General features: G+C 45.9%; 15 protein-coding genes. 5 read left to right on the top strand and 10 right to left on the bottom strand.

All coding sequences use genetic code 11. The features are described from left to right. Positions 1-262 precede the first annotated feature (262 nt). Positions 263-913 (top strand): GTP cyclohydrolase I FolE, encoded by a 651-nt coding sequence (gene folE / locus L5M71_RS11745; RefSeq protein WP_006079864.1) that lies wholly within the window; start codon positions 263-265, stop codon positions 911-913. A gap of 226 nt (positions 914-1139) precedes the next feature. Here folE and pyrE read toward each other — a convergent pair whose 3' ends face one another. Both pyrE and rph read right to left on the bottom strand, forming a co-directional pair. After that, on the bottom strand, positions 1140-1781 hold the full coding sequence (gene pyrE, locus L5M71_RS11740; protein WP_006079863.1) for an orotate phosphoribosyltransferase: 642 nt from the start codon (positions 1779-1781) through the stop codon (positions 1140-1142). A 163-nt stretch (positions 1782-1944) separates the two neighbouring features. Next, a complete protein-coding gene (rph, locus tag L5M71_RS11735) occupies positions 1945-2658 on the bottom strand; it encodes a ribonuclease PH (protein ID WP_006079862.1) in 714 nt (237 codons plus the stop codon). A 535-nt stretch (positions 2659-3193) separates the two neighbouring features. Here rph and L5M71_RS11730 point away from each other — a divergent pair. Then, positions 3194-4057, top strand: coding sequence for a YicC/YloC family endoribonuclease (locus L5M71_RS11730; RefSeq protein ID WP_006086670.1), 864 nt, complete (start codon positions 3194-3196; stop codon positions 4055-4057). Between the two features lie 146 nt (positions 4058-4203). Next, positions 4204-4344, top strand: a complete 141-nt coding sequence (locus tag L5M71_RS11725; RefSeq protein ID WP_258547664.1) for a hypothetical protein — start codon at positions 4204-4206, stop codon at positions 4342-4344. 456 nt (positions 4345-4800) lie between these two features. On the opposite strand, the gene L5M71_RS11720 is transcribed toward L5M71_RS11725, so the two are convergent. The 3 genes from L5M71_RS11720 to yjjG all read right to left on the bottom strand — a co-directional run bounded on the left by L5M71_RS11720 (position 4801) and on the right by yjjG (position 7573). After that, a complete protein-coding gene (locus L5M71_RS11720; RefSeq protein WP_263207448.1) occupies positions 4801-6108 on the bottom strand; it encodes a type II toxin-antitoxin system HipA family toxin in 1308 nt (435 codons plus the stop codon). Beyond that, positions 6108-6389, bottom strand: coding sequence for a helix-turn-helix domain-containing protein (locus L5M71_RS11715; protein WP_263207447.1), 282 nt, complete (start codon positions 6387-6389; stop codon positions 6108-6110). Before L5M71_RS11715 ends, L5M71_RS11720 begins: the two co-directional genes overlap by 1 nt. 503 nt (positions 6390-6892) lie before the next feature. Beyond that, on the bottom strand, positions 6893-7573 hold the full coding sequence (gene yjjG, locus L5M71_RS11710; protein ID WP_263207446.1) for a pyrimidine 5'-nucleotidase: 681 nt from the start codon (positions 7571-7573) through the stop codon (positions 6893-6895). 296 nt (positions 7574-7869) lie between these two features. Between yjjG and L5M71_RS11705 the strand changes: the two genes are divergently transcribed. Then, entirely contained in the window at positions 7870-8766 is an 897-nt protein-coding gene (locus L5M71_RS11705) for a LysR family transcriptional regulator (RefSeq protein WP_263207445.1), read from the top strand. 3 nt (positions 8767-8769) lie between these two features. Here the strand turns inward: L5M71_RS11705 and L5M71_RS11700 are convergent, their stop codons facing one another. Then, the gene (locus tag L5M71_RS11700) at positions 8770-11937 is read right to left on the bottom strand and encodes a DUF3427 domain-containing protein (RefSeq protein WP_263207444.1); all 3168 of its coding nucleotides are present in this window, start codon (positions 11935-11937) and stop codon (positions 8770-8772) included. A 224-nt stretch (positions 11938-12161) separates the two neighbouring features. After that, positions 12162-13274, bottom strand: a complete 1113-nt coding sequence (locus tag L5M71_RS11695) for a Fic family protein (protein ID WP_263207443.1) — start codon at positions 13272-13274, stop codon at positions 12162-12164. Positions 13275-13703: 429 nt separating this feature from the next. On the opposite strand from L5M71_RS11695, the gene L5M71_RS11690 reads away from it, so the two are divergent. Further along, a complete protein-coding gene (locus tag L5M71_RS11690) occupies positions 13704-14537 on the top strand; it encodes a sulfotransferase (protein WP_263207442.1) in 834 nt (277 codons plus the stop codon). A 53-nt stretch (positions 14538-14590) separates the two neighbouring features. Here L5M71_RS11690 and L5M71_RS11685 read toward each other — a convergent pair whose 3' ends face one another. The 3 genes from L5M71_RS11685 to L5M71_RS11675 all read right to left on the bottom strand — a co-directional run bounded on the left by L5M71_RS11685 (position 14591) and on the right by L5M71_RS11675 (position 18384). Beyond that, positions 14591-15655, bottom strand: a complete 1065-nt coding sequence (locus tag L5M71_RS11685; protein WP_263207441.1) for a phosphotransferase enzyme family protein — start codon at positions 15653-15655, stop codon at positions 14591-14593. Continuing rightward, positions 15648-16520: an NTP transferase domain-containing protein gene (locus tag L5M71_RS11680; protein ID WP_263207440.1), complete on the bottom strand. Its 873-nt coding sequence runs from the start codon at positions 16518-16520 to the stop codon at positions 15648-15650. Before L5M71_RS11680 ends, L5M71_RS11685 begins: the two co-directional genes overlap by 8 nt. 166 nt (positions 16521-16686) lie before the next feature. Continuing rightward, positions 16687-18384, bottom strand: coding sequence for a hypothetical protein (locus tag L5M71_RS11675; protein ID WP_263207439.1), 1698 nt, complete (start codon positions 18382-18384; stop codon positions 16687-16689). Between the last annotated feature and the right edge of the window lie 9 nt (positions 18385-18393).

The following is an 18393-nucleotide window of genomic DNA, read 5'->3' as shown; positions in this document are numbered from 1 at the left end:
CAAACTTGCCGACACTGCTAGGCTAAACTCGATTGGCAGTGGCAGATTTAAAGCCGATATCCGATAAGGACTATCGGCTTTTTCATGTGGCCTATGCGCGTTTTTCGGTATGAATTGTCTGCAATTCGCGCTATCCTCCTCCCCCTATTCTTGCCCTAGCGAGAATAGCAATAATTTGTATCTGATGCTGAACAGCCCAAGTACCACGCGATGATCAGCATAGGTTTTCTGTTATAGCCGCTACGACGTAGTGGAGGATAAGATGGCATTAAGTGAAGCAGCAGTAAAAGTACAAGCCGCGTTATTAGAACGTGGGCTTGAAACCCCAATGCTCCCAAGCGTTTACAGCAGTGAAGAACGTAAAGACAAGATTGAACATCACATGAAAGAAATCCTGACATTAATGTCATTGGATCTGTCAGATGACAGCCTTGCCGATACCCCGCGCCGCATTGCTAAAATGTACGTCGATGAAATCTTCTCCGGCTTAGATTATGCGAACTTCCCTAAGATCACGGTTATCGACAATAAGATGGGCTTCGATGAAATGGTGCGAGTGCAAGACATTAGCCTCACCAGCACCTGCGAACATCATTTAGTGACGATCGATGGTACTGCCACCATAGCTTATCTGCCACGCAAAAAAATCATTGGTTTATCAAAGATTAACCGTATTGTGCGTTTCTTTGCTCAACGCCCTCAGGTACAAGAGCGTTTGACTCAGCAAGTGTTAGTCGCGCTGCAGACCTTGCTCGAAACCAAAGACGTTGCCGTTAAAATGGATGCCGTGCATTACTGCGTCAAATCCCGTGGCGTGATGGACTCCACCAGTTCAACCACCACCACAGCTCTGGGCGGTATTTTCAAATCTAACCCCGCAACCCGCGCCGAGTTTTTGCACCAGTCTAAATAAGTGTATTGAAGCGTAATGTGATTTAAAGCGTGCCTAAATCAATAGCAATCAATACAAATCAACAAAAAAACGCTGCGATTCCTTCTATAGAATCGCAGCGTTTTTTGTTTTCATACCAACTCAATCAAACCCTTCTCAACCTAGCTAAGATCAATGCTGGCTGATTAACTGATTTCACCAAGCCTGCGATAGCCGCTTGATCAATACCAGCCGTCAAACACTAGACTTAAATGCCATATTGCTCGCGATATTGACTCACGGCGGCAAGTTGCACTTCCATTCCAGGCTTTTCAGACAGATAACTGATTAGGTCGGCGAGTTTAATAATTGCCACTATGCCACAACCAAAATCACGCTCAACTTCTTGGATGGCCGATAACTCGCCCTTGCCTTTCTCTTGCCTGTCTAAAGCAATCAACACGCCCGCTAATTGTGCTTTATGGGCTTCGATGATTTCCATCGACTCACGAATCGCAGTACCCGCAGTGATCACGTCATCGACGAGCATCACGCGGCCTTTCAGCTCGCTACCGACTAAGCTGCCGCCTTCACCGTGATCTTTTTTCTCTTTGCGATTAAAGCAGTAAGGAATGTCAATATCGTGATGCTCACACAGGGCAACGGCCGTAGTCGTAGCAATCGGAATACCTTTGTAAGCAGGGCCAAACAGTAAGTCGTAATCAATGCCAGAGTCCACTAACGCAGCGGCATAAAAACGGCCTAAACGCGCTAAGTCACGGCCAGTATTGAACAAACCCGCATTGAAGAAATAAGGACTGATACGGCCCGATTTAAGGGTAAATTCGCCAAATCGCAACACCTGACGTTCTAGGGCAAATTCAATAAACTCACGTTGATAGGCTTTCACAATATCTCCTTACGACTTTGTATTTTATTGGTTTTTTATTATGGGGGATTTTTATTCGGTACAAGGCTTGCACTACACTAGCATCTTGCTGCAGATAAAAAGCTGCAGTTAATAAAAAGCCCCGCACTCTATAACATGACGGGGCTTTTTCATCACCACAATATTAGTTCAGTGCGGCTTTCTGCACATCGACGATTTCACGAATACTGTTCTTCGCCAATGCCAACAGTTCGAGTAATTCTTCGTGGCTGAATGGCTCGCCTTCGGCGGTGCCTTGAATTTCGATGATCTTGCCCGTTTCCGTCATCACCACGTTCATGTCCGTTTCGGCGGCGCTGTCTTCGATATATTCTAGATCGCTTATTGCTTCACCTTTGTAAATACCGACGCTGACAGCAGCGATAAGGAATTTAAGCGGGTTAGATTTAATGATGCCTTTACCACGCGCCCAGTTCAGCGCATCCACTAAGGCCACACAAGCGCCAGTGATAGAAGCAGTGCGCGTGCCACCGTCAGCTTGGATCACATCACAATCGATCACGATAGTGTTTTCGCCTAGGGCTTTCATATCCACACAGGCGCGTAGAGCACGGCCGATAAGACGTTGAATTTCTTGCGTACGACCAGATTGTTTACCGCGAGCAGCTTCACGATCCATACGGCTATGGGTCGAACGTGGCAACATGCCGTATTCAGCCGTTACCCAGCCTTGACCCTGACCTTTAAGGAAACGTGGCACACCTTCAGTAAAACTGGCGGTACAAAGCACTTTCGTTTCGCCAAATTCCACTAACACAGAACCTTCGGCATGGGCCGTAAACTGGCGAGTGATAGTGATGGGACGAGTTTGTGCTGGCGTTCTGTTACTTGGACGCATGCGAGATTCCTGTATTCTGAGTCATTGACCGATTTTGGCTGCATATTATAAGGGCTTGAGCCTTAGGATGCCATGCTTAGGGTGATTCTCTGGCAAACTCATCACACTCAAACGCCTAATCCGTGCCCTTATACCCAAACAACCTGAAGATGCAGAATTCAGCGGGAGTTTAACGCACTTTAGGCAAGGCCCTTTATTGCTCCTGCATAAATGGCATTCACGCCATCCATGGCGATTGCGGTTATTTGCAGGCCTAGCGGGCTAAGTTAAAAATAACCAACGCAGCATAAAGTGCGTTACCCCGTGGTTAACATCAGCCGCCGAGACGGAACGCCTAGGGCACTTCACTTCCGTGTTACATCAATTCAAAAGGTAGCCCATTCTGTCATTGCTGCGCCTTGAATTGAAGCACCCTAGGCGCTCTGAAGCTCGTATCTTCAGGTAGCTTGGGTATATTTACTGTATGCCTTTAATCCTAAAGCCATTGACTCTATAATCGCCTCTCATTATGACGATTACACCATTAGGACAACCCATGATCCAAAGCATGACAGCCTACGCTCGCATCGAGCACAAAGCACAATGGGGCACAGCCTCCTGGGAAATTCGCTCAGTCAATCAACGTTATCTCGAAACTTACCTACGTTTACCCGAGCAATTCCGCAGCTTCGAACCCGTACTGCGCGACCGCCTTCGTAAACGTTTAAGCCGCGGCAAAGTGGAAGTCAATCTGCGCTACGAATTGGCAGACAACAGCAATAACGAGCTGCAGTTGAATCAAGCGCTAGCAAAACAGCTATTAGGCGCCGCCACTTGGCTCAAGCAAGAAGCGGGACAAGGCGATGTCAATCTGACCGACATCCTGCGCTGGCCGGGCGTGCTAGCGAGCGGTGAACAAGATATGGATGCGATCGGCGCCGATCTGATGACAGCCTTCGACTCAGCCATAGATCAATTCATCGAAGCCCGTGGCCGTGAAGGCGAAGCCATCAAAGACATGCTGCTAAGCCGCTTAGACGGAGTCAGCGAGCAAATCGCCGTCGTACGCGAGCACATGCCAACGGTGATGCTGTATCAACGCGAAAAGCTCACCAACCGCCTTGCAGAAATCAAAGGTGAACTCGACCCCGCCCGTATCGAGCAAGAAATGGTGCTTCTGGCGCAGAAACAAGATGTCGCCGAAGAAATGGACAGACTCGAAGCCCATGTCGCCGAAGCGCGCCGCATCCTCAAAAAAGGCGGCAGCGAAGGTCGCCGTTTAGATTTTATGATGCAGGAATTTAACCGCGAATCGAACACGCTCGCCTCTAAATCTATCAGCACTGAAATCACCTCAGCCGCAGTGGAGCTTAAAGTCTTAATCGAGCAAATGCGTGAGCAGATCCAAAACGTAGAGTGATGATAGTTAACGTGTTTTAGATACCAAAAAGCCCTTACATTAAGGGCTTTTTGTATTTTATGGCACTGAGAAAAAAACTGTTAAAAGTGCTTTTGAAATGCTCAAAATCGGACGCTATGCAGTGCATTAATACACAAGGATTTGTAATGGAACTAAATACCATACCTACGATTGAATCGCTTTTAGAGCAAAATGCCATCCACTTTATCGGCAATCCTGAATGGACTTACCGTTTTATTGGTTTAGTCATCCCTAACAATGTCGAGTCACTTTTTTGCTATGGTTGACCGCATGTCCCGAGATTCAAACCTTTTGGCTTATTGGACTCTGTAGATCTATGTGCGAATACGCCACTCATCGAGTTGGTGACTGAAAAAACGATTTTTAACACCTGAAGAGCTCAAACAGTATCAATCAGTGAAGAAAATCCATACATTGCAAAAAATGAAGAATATTGGCCACATGTTTAATAGCGATACATGCCATACCTGTGCATCCAACTTATATGGTGTCGTGTATTAATTTAACACCTAGTCCAAGCCACTGTGTTTGCCTCAACAAGATGAAAATGGGTACAGAAAATTAGCATAATTAAGTTGTGGCTGATGTCGATTCAATCGACATGTATTGCAAACATGTTTACAAAGCAGCAATTAATCGACACATACAACTGATTTAAAACTAGAGTAAAAATTGAAACAGCTTGACTCAATACGATTAATGTCACCTAACCATTACCGTTTCTAAGCTATGCGCTTAATTCTGTCAGTTAAACCGTTCAATATTGAATCCTGTATGTGTGGTGGAAAATCATCTGGCAGCTGCGCTTTAACCTTAACAACCACAGCCTCTACCTTGTCAGCAATGTCGCGCATCATCTCCATCATAATCCCAGTATCAAAGCCCACAGCCTTAGCAGTTTGGATAAAGTGCCGTGGAAAAATTTGATTGATTTGATACTTCTTACCCTTAGCCGCCTTGAGGCCCATAGCGAGCTTGGCATCACGAATATTTAAGCCTTTACCACCAATAACAGGGTACATGGATAAAATATCGTAAAAAGGCGTTAGTCGATATCCGCCATCGACCTCAATGAAGAGTGAGAAGTTTTTAGCATGACCATCGGTTGCGGCTAAAAGCCAAAACAAAACCTGAGACTTGATGAAGTTATATCTGTCGCGCTCCGAGTTCATCGAACCCAATAGATAAGGCATAATTTGTTCAATACCCGGGCCACCATGGCTCTCATATTTCTTCGCTGGTGGAATATTTAATGTCTGACAAAAGTCCTCTTGGGGCAGCCGCATAATCCATGTGCCATCTGAAGAGAGCCTGCGATCGAATCGCTCCACAGCAAGCGCTTTAATATCACCCACTTTGATTATTGAGCACTGGGGTGCATCTAAGCCAAACTCTCTGACTATCATCATGCACAGGTATTCATTCTCGACGCTGTCAGACATATCTATACTGTGAGAGTGGCTGTTTATTTCACCTATAGGTAGCTTAATGATATGGGTAGTGGGTGTCGATTTGATAGGTAATCGCCACTCTCCATTGAGTTTAAGTAATGCCGTCTTTTCTTGGGCACCGGCAATAGAAATCCTAAAGTCATCGTCATCGGCTAGCATGCCTAAGGGGATATTGGACTGATAACCCTTGAGTACATTTTCCAACTGCTTATCGGATAGCGGTTTAGACTCAATCTTTTTGGTATCAAAGGGGGGCTGACCATGGGGGACAAGCTGTAATGCACCCACACTGTCTTGACCAATTTTAGCGAGTAAGTCAAACGCTTGTGTCGAATCAGCATTATGACGAGCAACGACCCTGTTTCTCACTTCGAGATTATCAGGTAGCAAATTATCGAAGAAGTTATAAACTTCATCACCTTTATAGGCTTGCTTGCGTAGCGGCATAGACAAAGAAATTGGGCGACTACCGGGTATCGCTAGCCACTGCTGGGCATACGCAAACTGATGAGAGCCTGTGGATGATTTGGTCAATTCACCCACAAGGTAGCCATTCATATAAACATCAAGCACTGCCATTACCACTCCTCCTTCCATTCTTGCTCAGACACGGTGGCGTTATCATGGCGGCGCTCATCCACCAGCTGTGGATTCCGAACCTTTATATCTAGCTCTAGGTTTAATGCAGAAAGGATCTTAAACAGCGTTTCTAATTTGGTCGAATCCGGGTTCAACTCAAAGCTTGAAACGGTATCCTGGCGAATACCTACCTTGCTAGCCACCTTGCTTTGCGAGAGCTGCGCGTTCAGTCGCGCATCTTTTAGATACGTACTCAACTGTTTTGCGTTGGTCACCTTCATGATAGCTTTACCTTTAAACTGTTCTTAACTCTTACTGTACACGCTAAAGCAGGTAAATCAAGGTTTACACGCTTAAGCCGTTAAAAACACATTCACACGCTATAGGCGTTAAATATAGTTCAACCCGCTATGGCGGGTAGCCTGACCATAAAAGACAAAAGAAATGGGGGAGTCATTGCCAAGGAGTGCTGAATTTAATTGAAATGCAGAACCGACACAACTAACCACTTCACACTTAACAAAGTGGGACTAAAGTGGTGACTAAAATCACTTAAAAATAAAGAAACTAAATTCAACACATTGATTTATATAGCAACAATAAAAAACCAACATTCAGTTCCAAAACGTTGAGTAATGATAGTTAACGCGTTTTAGATACCAAAAAGCCCTTAATGTAAGGGCTGTTTGTATTTTATGGCACTGAGGGAATATCAGTTAAAGCACTCACTCTTAGCCAAAAATATCGAGTGCGAAGTGCTGAGCTAGGCTCAGTGAACAATCGTTTACGGTAACAGGATTTTTTGCAGCTCTTGGTGCGAGCTCACTTGATAGTGCGGGGCGATACCGGCGGGTACATCGTGGCCGTGGACGTTATACCAACAAGTATGAATACCTGCATTGATGCCGCCTTGGATATCAGAATGCGGGTTATCACCGACCATGAGCACAGTCTCGCGATCAGGATGGTCCATGAGTTCGAAGGCATGCTCAAAGATACCCACATCAGGTTTGGCTATGCCGACTTTTTCTGAAATCACTAAAATATCAAAATGATGCTGTAAGCCTGTACGCTCTAATCGCACGGTTTGTAGCTCAGTGAAACCGTTAGTGATGATGCCTAATTTTGCCTTACCTTGGAGCGCGGCTAATAACTCGCGGGCACCGGGTAGCGGCGAACAAATTTCGGCCATTGCCGATAAAAAGGCACTATTGAGCGTCATCGCCGTGACAGATAATTTGGCAGCCCAAGGCTCGAAACGTATGGTCTGCAACTCGGCGGCAGTTATCTTGCCATCTTGATAATCGACCCAAAGTGGTTTGTTAACTAACTGATACTCATCAAAATCGGCTTGGGTAAAATCGACCCCAAACTCACTAAACATCAATTTAAGCCCTTTTAAGGCATCGAAATAAAATAGGGTTTCATCGGCATCAAACAAAATCCATTGGTAAGGCAAGGACATAGGAACTCTCTTTCTGACAAAATAGCTAAAACCCATCCCCATGCCGTTCAGTGGCATCGAGAATGGTACATCGGCGATTGCGGCAATGCTGTGGCTAACTACCTAGCAGTAATCAAGATAAGTGATAAACATGAGCGATGAGCGCGAAAATAACTAGGCTTCACAGTCGACACCCGCAATCGGCAAGTGCATTAGTCTACCTTGCATCACGGGCAATGATAACCACGATAATAAAAACTGACTGTTGAGGTATCATCAACAATAATGGCGGGGGAACGCGATAATCTAAGGACACCATGGAGCACTTTTCAGCACTACCTATCTTTGTCACTGTAGTGGAATGCGGTAGCTTTTCGCTGGCCAGTCAAAAGCTTGGACTGAGTAAATCGGCGGTGAGTAAACGCATTACCCTATTAGAACAAAGTCTGGGTATTCAACTTTTGCACCGTACCACTCGCAGCTTAAGCCTTACCGAAGCGGGCGCCCGCTATTTTGACTATGTTCGTCCTGCCGTTAAACTCGCAGCAGACGGCTTGGACGCCATTTCTGAGCTACAACAAGCGCCTCAGGGCAGTCTGCGCATCGCAGTTCCTATGGTATTTGGCCGCTTACATATCGCCCCTTTAATCCCCGAGTTTCTACGCCGTTATCCGAAAATACCGCTACAAATGCAGATGGATGATAAGACAACCGATTTAATTGCTGGCGGATTTGATCTGGCAATTCGCATCGGCGATCTGCCAGATTCAAGCCTTATTGCCCGTAAAATTGCCCCTTGTTTAAGTGTGATTTGCGCCTCACCCGAATATCTTGCTCGCCACAGCGCACCACAAACGCCGCAGCAACTCAGCCAACATAACTGTTTGTTCTACTCATACTTTCGTGATGGTGTTGAATGGACCTTCTTAAGCCCGCAGGGCCCAACTCGCATTCAGCCAAACGGTAACTACCAAGTCAACAATAGTGATGCCATCCACCAAGCCACACTCGATGGTTTAGGCATAGCCAACCTGCCGCGCTTCATGGTCGAAGCCGACTTACACGCTGGCCGCCTACAAGCCTTGCTCGCAGACCATCCCCTCCCCGAACATGGCATCTACGCGGTTTATCCGCAGCGGAAATATTTGCCGACTAAGGTGAGTGTATTGATCGAGTTTTTGATGGAGAAGTTGGCAGAAAGACTGGGGAAGTAGTACTTAGCCCACAGCCAGTTTAGCCGCGTCATGCCACATTACATCAGGGATTGGTTGTTCTAATCGCCATGTGACATTCATGGGTTGTGAACCGTTATGGCTGACATAATGCACTTTTCCAAAATTCACGAATCCCATAGTGCGGCCATTTTCATTTTTTGATTGCTCTCGAACAAACAACAGCACAGTTTTCCCCAGCTTTTGTTGCTCAATATAACTAAGACCCCTACCTCGTTCTGGCCGTGCGCTATTTTGCGATTGCCAGTGGAATAGATGCTCGCTAATGGCATAGTCGTGATACATGGTTGTCGGTGAAAACTGCTTCTCTGATTTATTTAACGTCACAAATAAACACTCGAGGTTTTGCTCATTAATCGCAAGCACACCTTCCCTTGAGGGCGATTTAGCCACAAATGTACTTGCACCAATTGCCGCTAAAATTTGCTCACGAGTATAACGAGAATGCACTTTCAATGCGCTGGGCTGCGCTAATTCCAAATCCATTTCTTGATGGTGTATCCGGTTAATCAGTATCGCCAATACTGCCAATAACTCTTCCTGCAACGGCTTATTACGTAGCATCAGCAAGCTAGCCGCTAAACTGTTAACGTTTAGAGCTGTACCTGACTTATCCCAAAAGTTGTAATGACACATCAAAGCAAACTGATTTTGAATAGGATCCAACCCATTAAAGACAAAATCATTTTGGCATAACTGTTTGATAAAGATTAAATAGGATAATGAAGTACAGCCGAGCAAGTGAAAGTTAATCGCGCGATAATAGGCTTTGGCTAAATCGGACTGCGCAGTAGGTTCAGCAATTTGATTACCCTGAACAGCCTCGACTAATAAGGTCCATCCACATTGGCCATTAATCCTGATGCGATAAATGTCTTCCAAGGTTACTTGCGGATTAAGACGTAAGAAGTTGCCTAGCGTGAGCGGCAAGTCAGTTTGATATTTAAAGTTTGCCATTAGACTGGTTAATCGATTGGCATTGAGCGTTGCGCGGCTAATATTGCGCAAAATCATCGACTGCGCTTTTTCCTCAAGCTCAATTCGACACCCTAGCGGTAGATGCGGAAAGTCATTCAGAATTTCATCTTTTATCGACTGATTGGTTTTACCGACTAACGCTCTAAATTTCTGTGAAAAATCATATTCATCGCGTGAATTTCCGACAAAATCTAATATTGTGCAGCACTGCTTATCATCGGTGAGACGCAAGCCACGGCCAAGTTGCTGCAGGAATATGGTCAAGCTTTCCGTTGGCCGTAAAAACAACAAGGTGTCCACTTCTGGAATGTCGACACCTTCGTTGAAAATATCCACCACACACAAAATGGATAATTTGCCACTGACCAAGCTCTGCCGCTTTTGTTGGCTTTCAGAGCGATTATCACTGGTCAGCACATCGGCGCTGATTCCCGCCAAATTGAACTTCTTCGCCATATACTCGGCGTGTTCCTTGGTTACACAAAAGGCTAACGCCTTAATATTGTCTATGTCGGTTACGGTTTCAGCTAGGCTGCGAATAATACGCGTCACACGCTGTTCATTGTGAGTATATAAATTGCTCAGCTCAGCAACGTCGTATCGGCCACGGCTCCAATTTAACTTGCTAAGGTCGGTGTTATCGTCGATCGCAAAATATTGAAATGGACATAAATGCCGTTGATTGATGGCTTCTGGCAGACGTATTTCTGCGGCAATGACACCGCAAAAGTCCACTAAAATATCAACACCATCATGGCGTTCAGGAGTTGCCGTCAGCCCAAGTAAAATCGTCGGCTCAAAATGTTCTAATAGTCCTCGGTAACTACTCGCAGCAACGTGATGGACTTCATCAATCACAATATAATCATAAAAATCAGCCGCTAATGGTAGGTTATCAAGTTGCAGATTCAAGCTTTGGATTGATACAAATAAGTGTTTGTAACTATTAGGTTTATGCTCTGCCACCCATAGCTCGCCAAATTGATTATTCTTTAACACACCGCGATAAGCGCCAAGGGCTTGCTGTAAAATTTCTTGCCTATGGGCAACAAATAGAAAATTGGCTTCTGGATGCAGTTTATAAAACCGCGCGAAATCGAACGCGGAAATAATAGTCTTACCCGTGCCGGTTGCCGCGACGATGAGATTTTTAAAACGGCCATGAACGCTTCGCTCTACTGCAAGCTGTTCGAGGATTTCTCGCTGATGCGCAAACGGCTTAATGTCAAAATGAAATGAGCTCGATTCAGTACCGCTGCCTTTCGCTTCTTTGAGCGCATTGTTTAACTTTTCTTTACTGCTCGTATCACCGCTAAAAAGCTCAAATTCGTTCGATTCCCAGTAAGTTTCAAAGGTACTGAGTGATTTATCAATGATGTGGGGAATTTCTTGGGTAGTGATCTTAAGGTTCCACTCAAGCCCACTGGTCAATGCCGAATGCGATAAATTTGAAGAACCGATATAACCGGTATGAAAACCCGTATTTCGTAGAAATAAATAGGACTTTGCATGCAGCCTTTCACGTTTAGTGTTGTAACTTAATTTGACTTGGGTATTAGGCAAACTGGCTAGAAACTCGACGGCTTTAGCATCCGTCGCGCCCATATACGATGTAGTGATGATGCGTAACTCTTTACCACTGCGTGTAAATTCCTCAAGTTCATGCTTGAAGATGCGAATCCCCGCCCACTTGATAAATGACACCAGCCAATAGATTTTATCTGATGAGCGGATCTCACGTTTAAGCTCACTCTCAAGCGATAATCCCGCATTACTGCCACAAAAAAGCTCACTCTGAGTGAGCCCCGTTAATGGAAATATGGCGGCCGTATATTTAGGTAAATCAGTTGCAATAGGATTTTGCTTGTTAAAGAGAGCAGTAAGTATCCTACCTTGGCTATCGATGAGATTTTCATCAATAAAATCATCATCGTTAATGTGCTCTTTGAGCCACATCACTAACCGGTTAGCCAAACTGATTTGATTGATAACTTGGTTTTCATCTGCGGGAACTGAATTAATCACATATTCAATTACTTTAGTAAGAAAACGTGAAAGCCAAACACTTGCCTCAGCAACTTCTAGCTTCCTTTCTCCAATAAAAAATATGTCCTTATCTAAGCGCTGCTCAACGAGTTGAGTAATAAGCTTTTCGTAAATCCCGACCTGTTCCATAGCCAGATATGCCCCAAGACTAACAATCAAAGTTGTAGCGAATATATCACATAACAATTTGATTCAAATTGCGATTTGTGTGATGGCTTTATCTTTTGCGATAGTACGTTAATACAGCCTAGGCTTTAAACTAATAGATTTATTACGATAAAGACCGTAACTCCACACGGGCCAAATGTTCAACAAGTGAGCATTTTCCCCACAAAGGCAAACTAGCCTCTCTACTACCCACTCGGCAATAAGTACCTCGTACTTCGGCCGCCGGCGTCAGCTTTCACTAAAAAGCCTTGCTCGACCATTTGCGCAAGGTGACGGGTGGCGGTGGCGCGGCTCACCTTAGCGACTTTTTGGTACTGGCTACTATTCATCCCTAATTCAAAATCGCCATCTAACATGCGATTGAGCACTTTGGCTTGCTCTTGACTCAATAAGGATTGGTCGACACTTTGCCAATACTGAGTTTTCGACAGTGTTCTGCTCACATCTGCCATCGCATTGAGTAAGCAGTCATTGAGGGTTTCAAAAAACCAGACTAACCAAGGAGTAATATCGACATCACCCCTTTGAGTGGACTCTAAAATGTCATAGTAGGCTTGGCGACGGGCAAGAATACTGACCGACATAGCGTAAAAACGAATCGAGCGTTTCTCCGCTTGTGCCAAGGCCAAATCGGTCAATAGGCGAGTGATGCGCCCATTGCCATCATCAAGCGGATGCAGCGTCACAAACCAAAGGTGAGTTATCGCCGCGCGGATAAGCGGATCTAAACCCAGCTCTTGCCGTGATGCATTAAACCATTCGATAAACTGCGAGAGTTCAGCATCCAATGACGCTCTAGAGGGTACTTCAAAATGTACCGTTGGTTTATCAATCCGGCCTGAGACAACCTGCATAGGTGTATCGCCACGCAGTGTTCCGCCAATAACGGGGTTAAACAGTGTATAACCCTGCGGAAATAACTGCTTGTGCCAGCCCAATATCCGTTCGAGGGTTAATTCAGTCTCTAAATTTTTTAAGGCATCGAGCATAATGTCAGCTAAACCATCGGTTTGTGCTGTTGTCGGATACGGTTTGTCTTCAGTCACGCCGAGTTTTTTAGCTAAGGATGAGCGCACCGAAGCCGCATTGAGCGTTTCACCTTCGATGGCACTGGAATGGATAATGTTAGCGAGTAAGGTGTCGAGTGCAGCGTCTGAAGTTAATAAGCTATCGTCGTGACTTAGCAGTTGCTTGCCAAGCAACTGGCCCTGATTGAAATAGACCTGACGCAGCAAGGCATCAATGCTGCTGGTGTTCCAATGAAACTTAGGCCAATCGGCTTGCTGCCAAATCCACATATCTACCCCATGAGTCGAATAACAAGCCCATTCTACTCACATAATGAGGCGATTAACAAACCTATTCGCCTCATTTTATGAGTCGAATAGCACTAATAATCGCCTCATCAATACCAATATGGCTATCCAATGCAGGAAAATGAGCCTTGTTGGTAATCCGGGAGCTCTGTTTCTAAGCCTTGCGGTCAGCCACTTGCTATTATTGTGCAGCTACAGTGCAGCTATCATACAACTTAGTGGCGCCTTTACTGTGGTGCATTGGCGTTGCGCGTGACTTTTATGTATAGCCACCGACAAATATGTATAGCCACCGACAAAACCTTCGCGCTGAGATATACTGCCGCCGCTGATTTGACACGCCAATATGAAACGCCGAGGTGATAACTTACGGCTTTACCGCACCACTGATACACATTCTGAGCCTAACCTATGCCTGATAACACCAACAATTCACCAACCTCTACTCACGTACAATGTACTGCTAATGCACAGCGTATCGGCAATGTTCAACCTACTGGTCATTCACCGATTGCGACGCCAGATACAATGCATCCAGCCCAGTCGAATGCGCTCAGTGACGAACAGATAAAGGTGAAAAAGCAGAAGGTCTTTATCATAGGTTTGCCACGCACGGGCACCACGAGTGTGAGTGTGGCGCTATTGGAGCAAGGGCTAAAAGTGGCGCACATGGCCTTTACTAAACAGGCATTTATGCTGGCCGATGCAGTGTCTGACACGCCTTGTTTCAGCGATTATCAGCAGTTGGATTTATTATTTCCCGAGGCAGTGTTTGTCTATCTCGACCGCGATATCAATACTTGGTTGCCTTCGATGCAGATGTTACTTGGTAAAATGGCACCCCATTTAGATGAAAAAACGGGCCGCTTCCATCCAATATTAAAGCGCAGTTTTAGGCATACTTTCGCCATAGATAAAGTGGCGGAACCTGCCAGCAGTGAGCACTTAATTGCCTGTTATCAAAAGCATCAGCAAGAAGTGTTCGCTTACTTTAGTGGGCGGGAAGACTTTATTTCAATTGATGTTAGCCATGCGGGGAGCTTGAGTCAGTTACTGCAATTTTTGGGAATGGAAGCAAACGCGGAGAATAGCGATGTCGCATTAGGTTTAAGCGAGCCACTGAGTTTCCCTAAACTTAACGTGGGCCGCAACGTGGCAAGTTGGGGCGAATATAAACACCCCAACAAGGTCAATACCAATAGCGCAGGCCCACAAAGCCGTAAGTTTTTCGACTACACGCTTTAACAATGCATTGGATCAGTACACAGATACCAATGTATAGATATCCAAGCGCTGAATTAGAAATTAGCTTTAAGCACAGTCTCTTGGTCGAGCAAACTTTGGTACAAGGTAAACTGGTTGGCGGCGCGGTCTAGATTATGGCCTTCACGGTGGATATGGAAATACACATCACCGTTAAGATAATCAGTTAAAAAACGCACACCTATCATCAAACAAATCACCCGAGCACCGAGCCACAGACTGCGCTTTTCGTCTTCCGTTAAAACGTCACCCAACTCGCTCAAGTAGCCACGGCAAATCGCGGCGAAGATGTCTTGGCGCACTTGGACTTTATCCAAGGCCGTAGAGTCTTCCTCTTCTGGCGAGCAGAAAGTGCGTACCATGTCGCCAAAGTCATACATAAGATGACCTTTCATACAGGTATCTAAATCGATAATCGCCATGCTGGACATGTCGCGTTTATCAAAAAGCATGTTATTGATTTTAGTGTCGTTATGACAAATTCGTAGCGGTAGCTTTGGCGATATTTCTGCAAGTTCATCCAGCAAAGCCTGCTGAGATAACGCGTAATCAACCCAATGACGGCAGAGCGCTAAGCGATGTTGACTATCGAGTTCAGCGGCCTGCTTTAGTAAGGCCATGCGTCCCGGTAGATGGTGAAATTGAGGGATCACATCTTCAAGCTCTGTCGCATCAAAATCACTCAAGGCTGAGGCAAAATGCCCAAAGGCCTTAGCCGCCATTTCCGCTTCTTGTTCCGACTTAACCACTTCGATGCTGAGACTATGGGGCAAGTAACTGATCGCGCGCCAAAATCCTTGTTCGCCTAAATCGATAGCCAATTCACCCTCTTGGGTTAAACAAGGGCTAACGACTTTCAGGCCGTATTGTTGCTGCAACGACTTAGCGCATAAATGATGGCTAATTTTATCGGCATTGCAGACCAAAGCGTTGGGTGTTTTAAATACCTCAGTGTTAATTCGCTGCAATACCAATTCGCCCGCAGGCCAGCGCACCAAAAGGGTGTCATTGATGTGGCCATTACCGAGGGCAGAAATTTTTGCCTCGGCAGCTTCAATACCAAAATGAGGCAACACTGACTGCCTGATGAGTTTAATCACTCAATAACTCCGTTAATTTTTGTTTTACCCAGACAGTGTCCTGCGGATAAGTCACGCCAAGCCATGGCTCACAGGCAACATCGACATTCACAGGCAAACCTTGCTCAATTCCCGCTTGTACTATGGCGGGTAAATAGCATTCAGACTTAGGTTGTTGACCCTGTTGCCCGATAAATTCGGTTAATTCACGTTTAATAACATCAAATATGTTTGGGGAGAAGCCCCAGCATGTCATAGAGACCAAGGACTGCGCCGGCAAATTAGCATGACCCTGCGGGCCATTACCCATTAAGTAGCCTGCTTGCTCGGCGATATTAAGCCATTCGGCGACCGATTTAAGCTGACCATTTTCAACCTGACACAAACCACGGTTAACGCCACCGTGTTCCGACAACGTGAGTTCTATGGGATAGGCCACCATCATCCACTCAGTTGGCCTCGTGCTTAAGCCTTTGGCTAAGGAAGCAAAAGCGCTATCACCATAAAAATCATCGGCATTGATAACGGCCATTGGCCCTTTAACGAGATGGCGCGCACTCCACAGTGCATGGGCCGTCCCCCAAGGTTTAAGCCTGTGGCTAAGATCCGCCAACTGCGCCGCTTCGGGTAAATCCGTTAAGACTTGATAGCAAAAATGATATTCAAAATCGGCTGGCAAAAATCGTGTCAGGATCTCAGTTAATTCACTTTCTAATTCTGGGCGGATCACCAGCACAGCACGCTGAAAACCACTGCGAATGGCCGACATGATTGATAGCACCAACATGGGTTCACCCGCGGGGCCGAGTGCCGCCAATTGCTTATCGCCGCCGAAACGACTACCTAGCCCCGCAGCCATAATGACTAAGGTCAATTCTGTATTCATGCTGGATTGATATATTCAGTTCAAATTTAAAGGTGTTTCCCCAAACCGCAGCGACCTAAACAACCTAAAGTACGGTTTGAGAAAAAGAGGAGCAAAAGTGTAATCTACCCCTCTAATTGTGACTAGCATTTAAGCAGAATTTTTATCGACTTAGCTGCAGACTTTTTTAACGAGCAATATAATCGCCAAAGGTGCGATTTTGTTCCAATATCGCTTGGCTGCCCTTAAGACTGAACTTATAACCACACAGGCTAATATTACCTCGACGAGCGAGATCAATAATGATGGCCTGAGTGTCGAGTGGTGAGAATCGCGCCTCTGAAGCGGAATCTGCTTTCAGATCCACAGTCACAGGGCGATAGTCAGTGCCATTGTTAAAGGATAAGACGCTGCAAGTTTTATCTCCCTTTGCCGTCGCTAAGGACCACAGGTTTTGTGCTTTACCTTTCTCACCGAGCCAACGCATGATCAAGATGTCATCCTCCAGCGCCACAGAAAAACCGTCCGGTAACGCAAGCGTCACCCGCTCACCCGCATAGGGAGCAATCGCGTTAACTGTGACAACTTCTGCACCATCACCCGTTTCTGCGTCGCCATTTGGCCAAAGGCCCCACACCAAGGCAATCAAGAGCACCACACCACAGCCAATTCCTGCTGGGCGCCAATAACGGCGTTCCACTTTCGGCAGTTTAATCTTAGGCAACACCAAGAAACGCTTTAGTGGCGCCAAAAACTCAAATAAACCACGAAATAGCTCGGTCATCGAACCAGAATCTTTTGCTTCGGCGCGGCGCTGACGCACTTCTTCGGCATGATCTCTATCGTTAAAGCTGTCAGGCTCGTCATCTTCTTCGGCGGTAAAACGCCAACCGGGTTCAGCACTACGCTCGGCAGGATCTAATTGCGCCGCAGTAAAGTCGACATGTTTCAAATCAACATTGTCCACATCGACATCGACCAACTCAATGTGGGTCTGTTCAACGCGGCTAGTATTAGCAGGACGAAAATCCGCATGGCTGTCTGGTATCACAAAATCGGCAGGATTCTGCGTCATTCGAGTTAACGCATCAAAGCGCAGCTCATCTTGACGCAACGCCTCTCGCTCTGCCTCCGCCGCGCTAACACTCGGCTCAACCCTCGGCGATGTTAAAACAGATTCAACATGGGTCGATAAATCGACCTCTGGCTCAGACACAGTCTCAGCGCTAATGGTTTGGGCATGAAGCTGATCAACATGCGGCTCATGCCTTTCAGCTTGAGGTTGTGCTTGAATGTGAGAGGTAGATTTTGCCGATTGTCTTACGGCAACGTCTTGAGCAACAATAGGTTTAGGGTCAATGATGTTAGGATCTATGGCAGTTTTAGATGCCATGGCTTTAGGGTCTATAGTATTAGGATCTATGGTTTTAGGTGAGATGGTTTTAGGAACGATAGTCGGTTCCACACGGCGCCTAGGCATTGCCTGTGATGTTGGTGCATCCAGCTCAGGACCGAAATAACCGTAGCGATAATCCACTATCGTTGGTGCAGGAAAGCGCCAGCCCCAAAATGTCAGTCCCGCGGCTAATACTAAACTCAATCCAATTAAGGCAATATGCACATCGGCCGCTAACAGGCCGATGAAAATTATTAACGGCAATAGAAATACGCCAATCAAGCCTTTTGACTTATCGGCATCGGCCAAACGACGCAAACTGGTGAGCCCTAATAAAGGTAGACCCAACAATGCCAGTAAATACATCAGAAAATTAGCCCCAAAAGCAGCGGCTGCAAATGCAATACAGACATAAACGCCAACACTGATTGCGACAAAACGGGGACGAGAATCACGCCCGTGAAGGCAGAAAAGAGATTTTAACAGCACGACCCTTCC

The sequence above is a fragment of the Shewanella sp. SW1 genome, assembly GCF_025653545.1.
Lineage (GTDB): Bacteria > Pseudomonadota > Gammaproteobacteria > Enterobacterales > Shewanellaceae > Shewanella > Shewanella oncorhynchi.
Note: the sequence above shows the minus strand (reverse complement) of the source record. Positions and strands in the feature narration are given on the sequence as shown.